This is a genomic window from Moorena sp. SIO4A5, assembly GCF_010672005.1.
GTDB lineage: Bacteria > Cyanobacteriota > Cyanobacteriia > Cyanobacteriales > Coleofasciculaceae > Moorena.
Window position 1 is genome coordinate 1 of record NZ_JAAHHZ010000369.1, and the last position, 4673, is coordinate 4673.

The window sequence follows — 4673 nt, forward strand, 5'->3', positions numbered from 1 at the left end:
TGATAAAAATTTACAACCAGTGCCCATAGGAGTAGCAGGAGAACTTCATATCGGAGGAGATAGTTTAGCAACAGGCTACCACAACCGCCCCGAACTCACAGCCTCCAAATTTATTCCCAACCCTTTTGACAAGTCAAAAGCCACAAAGTTATATAAAACAGGAGACTTAGCACGTTATATTCCTGATGGCAATATAGAATTTATTGGGCGGATAGACTACCAAGTTAAAATCAGAGGTTTCCGCATTGAAATTGGAGAAATCGAAGCTTTAGTTTCACAATACCCTGATGTCAAGGAAAATGTGGTTATTGCTCAGTCAGACCCAGCAGGAGGACAACGTTTGGTAGTCTATATAGTTCCTAAGCAGGAATCTACTCAAGACGCTTCCCTAATTCCTCAGATTCGCCAATTTCTCAAGCAAAAGCTACCTGAATACATGATTCCGGCAGCTTTCGTGTTGCTAGATGCTTTCCCTCTAACCCCCAACGGCAAGATTGACCGTCATGCTTTGCCAGTTCCCGATACTGTTCCTTCAGGTATATCAACAACTTATGTGACGCCTCAGACGGAAACAGAGCAACTTCTGGCTAAGATTTGGCAAGAGGTTCTACAGGTAGAAAAAGTGGGAATTTATGATAATTTCTTTGAACTTGGAGGTCATTCATTACTAACAATTAAAGTTCACACAAAGTTACAGGAAATATATGCACAAGATATCTCAATTGTCAAACTGTTTCAACACCCAAATATATCGGAATTTTCTAAATATTTAATTGATTTACAAAGGGGAAAAGTAACTGATTATTTAACTACTGGTCAAGCAAAGGCTCGTAGTGACAGGAAAACTTCGATGAAACAGCAAAGGTTACAAAGACAGCAAAATCGTAGACATAAATAAATAATTTTTGATGAATAAAATGATTACTACAAATAATATTGATGATTCAGCGATCGCTATCATTGGCATTTCTGGTCGTTTTCCCAAGGCGAATAACATTGATACTTTCTGGAAAAATTTACAAGAGGGTGTGGAGTCTATTGAATTTTTCTCTGAACAGGAACTATTGGAGGAAGGGATCGACCCCAGCTTGTTAAAAAAACAGAATTATGTTAAAGCAGGAACTGTAATTTCAGACATCGATCTCTTTGATGCTAGTTTCTTTGACTATAATCCCAGAGAAGCTGAAATCATTGACCCACAACAACGCCTATTTCTGGAGTCTGCTGTTGAAGCACTAGAAGTTGCTGGTTATGACTCACAAACTTATGCGGGTGCTATAGGAGTTTATGCTGGTCTGAGTGAGAACAGTTACGCCCGCAATAATATCTATCCTCATCTAGAAAATTCAGAACCAGGAAACGTTTATCAATTTCTTTTGGGCAATGGTAATGATTTCTTATCAACCCGGGTTTCTTACAAACTAAATTTAACAGGACCAAGTATTACAGTTCAAACTGCTTGCTCCACTTCTTTAGTTGCCGTTCATCTAGCTTGCCAAAGTTTGCTCAGTGGTGAATGTGATATGGCTTTGGCAGGTGGTGTTTCCATTCAAGTTCCCCACAAAAAAGGTTATTTATATCAAGAGGGAATGATTATGTCTCCTGATGGACATTGTCGTACTTTTGATGCTAAAGCCAAGGGAACTTTAGGTGGTAATGGGTTGGGTATTGTGGTCTTGAAAAGATTAGAAGATGCGATCGCAGATGGCGACTACATTTATGCTCAGATTAAAGGTTCTGCTATCAACAACGACGGTTCATCAAAAGTTGGCTACACTGCTCCTAGTGTAGAAGGTCAAGCAGCAGTGATTTCTGAAGCCCAGTCAATAGCTGGGATTGACCCGGAAACAATTACTTATATAGAAGCTCATGGAACTGCAACTCCCCTAGGAGACCCCATTGAAATTGCAGCTTTAACCAAAGTGTTTCGAGGGACTACCGAAAAAAAAGGCTTTTGTGCCATTGGTTCGCTGAAAACTAATATGGGGCATCTAGATGCAGCAGCAGGGGTTGGTGGCTTGATCAAAACAGTTTTAGCCCTCAAACACAAGAAACTACCACCAAGCCTGAATTTTGAAACACCGAACCCCACCATTGACTTTGCTAATAGCCCTTTCTACGTTAATACCACTCTCTCGGAGTGGAACACCAATGGAACACCTCGTCGGGCCGGAGTAAGTTCTTTTGGTATTGGTGGTACAAATGCTCATGTAGTTCTTGAAGAAGCTCCCACTTTAGAACCATCCTCAACGTCTCGCCCCTGGCAGTTGTTGATACTTTCTGCCAAAACCAATTCAGCCTTAGAAATAGCAACGACTAACCTCGCTGCACACTTAAAACAGCATCCAGACATGAACCTTGCAGATGTTGCTTATACCCTACAAGTAGGTCGTACAGCCTTCGAGTATCGCCAGATGTTAGTCTGTCAAGATATAGATGATGCCCTCAAAGCACTTTCTGCACCAGAAACTCAACCTGTATTTACTCACTACCAAGAGCTAACCCAGCGACCTGTAGTGTTCATGTTTTCTGGTCAAGGCTCCCAATATGTAAATATGGCGCAGGAACTATACCAGACAGAACCAACCTTTCGCGCTCAGATAGATAGTTGCTCAGAACTACTGATTCCAAATTTAGAAGTTGACCTGCGTCATATCCTCTATCCACAACCAGAAAAAATAGAGACAGCAACATTAAAACTGAAACAGACAGCGATCGCTCAGTCAGCACTATTTGTAGTTTCCTATGCTTTAGCAATTTTATGGCAAGAGTGGGGTGTGTCTCCTCAAGCAATGATTGGACACAGCATTGGTGAATATGTGGCAGCGACTCTTGCTGGTGTGTTTTCCTTAGAAGATGCTCTCGCTTTGGTGGCGAAACGGGGACAACTGATGCAGCAACAGCCACCAGGAGCAATGCTAGCCGTATCTATCTCAGAGCAAGAATGCCAAACTCTGCTAGGCGATCGACTTTCCCTAGCTGTTATTAACGGATTATCCCAATGTGTCATTTCAGGTCCAATAGAGGCGATCGATACCCTGCAGCAGCAGTTATCAGAACAAAAGGTAGAGTCTCGTCGCCTCCATACTTCCCATGCCTTTCATTCTCAGATGATGGAGCCAGTTGTAGAGCCATTCATAGAGTATATTAAACAACTACCGTTGCATCCTCCAGAAATTCCCTATATTTCTAATGTCACTGGTACTTGGATTACAGCAGAGCAAGCAACAGATCCTAACTATTGGGCAAAACATCTACGTCAACCGGTACGCTTTGCTGAAGGTATACAGAAATTTTTGCGCGATCGTTCCCAAATCTTATTGGAAGTCGGACCAGGACGGACATTAAGTAGTTTAGCTAAACGGCATCCAGATAAAGCAGACGAGCAGATTTTACTAACTTCAGTACGCCATCCCCAAGAAAAGCGCTCCGATCTAGATTTCTTGCTGAATACATTAGGTCAACTTTGGTTAGCTGGAGTCAGGGTAGATTGGGAGGGATTTTACAGCCATGAAAAACGTTACCGCATTCCCTTACCTACTTATCCTTTTGAGCGCCAGCGTTACTGGGTGGCTGAGAGCAGAACTCCAAAGCAGAATGTTCAACCCAAAACATCCATAGTTGAGAAAAAAACAGAGCTGGCAGACTGGTTTTATATTCCATCTTGGAAACGTTCTAATGTTAATAATACTGAGCCTGTTATCTCCACTACTAATCTTGTGTTTGCTGATGACTTTGGTTTGAGTGACAAAATAGTGCAAAAAATGGAAAGGGATAGTCAAAATGTTATTACAGTGAGAGTGGGAAAGGAGTTTAAAAAAGTAAGCGATCGCCTTTATAACCTTAATCCTGAACAAGAGGATGACTATTATGCCTTATGTCAAGAACTGCGCCAACGGAACAAGATACCAAAAACTATTCTTCATTTATGGAGTGTCACGCCTCAGAGTCAGGATAAATTAGAAGAAATTGAGTGGGTGGAAAAGTCACAAAATCTGGGCTTTTACAGCTTGTTGTTCCTCGCAAAGGCACTGGGAAGACAGCAGATTAATGGCAAATTGCTGCTAGGAGTAGTGACCAACAATATGCAGAAAATTGCTGATGAAGCTTTGTTAAACCCAGAGCAAGCAATTGTAACAGGACCAATTCTAACTATCGGCCAAGAATACCCTAATATAATTTGTAGGGGTATTGATGTGGTGCTTCCAGATTCTGGAACCCTAGAGGAAGAAATGCTGATAGAGCAAATCAGATCGGAATTAGCGATCGAGCAATCGGAGAAAATGGTTGCCTACCGAATGAGCGATCGCTGGGTGCAAACTTTTGATCCATTCAGATTGGAGGCAGGAGAGAAAACAAACCTACGATTAAAACCACAGGGAGTTTATCTAATTACAGGTGGGATCGGAGGTATAGGTATGATTATAGCAGAACATTTGGCAAAAACTGTACAAGCAAAACTGATTTTGATTGGGCGTTCAAAATTTCCTCCCAGAGAAGAATGGTCAGAATGGTTAGCCAGTCACAATGCTCAAGACAGTATCAGTCAAAAAATACATAAAATTCGGAAATTAGAAGCTTTAGGTTCTGAGGTTTTGAACATCTGTGCCGATGTCGCAAATCTCCAACAAATGCAAGATGCGATCGCTCAAGCTCTCAAAAAGTTTGGTCAA

2 protein-coding genes are annotated in these 4673 nt (G+C 41.6%); both read left to right on the top strand.

Annotated features, from left to right (window positions below; translation table 11 throughout):
• Positions 1-898, top strand: an 898-nt coding sequence (locus tag F6K57_RS37155; protein ID WP_293073304.1) for a phosphopantetheine-binding protein, incomplete at its 5' end; no start/stop codon positions are given.
• A gap of 10 nt (positions 899-908) precedes the next feature.
• On the top strand, positions 909-4673 hold a 3765-nt coding region (locus F6K57_RS37160; protein ID WP_293073307.1), incomplete at its 3' end, for a type I polyketide synthase.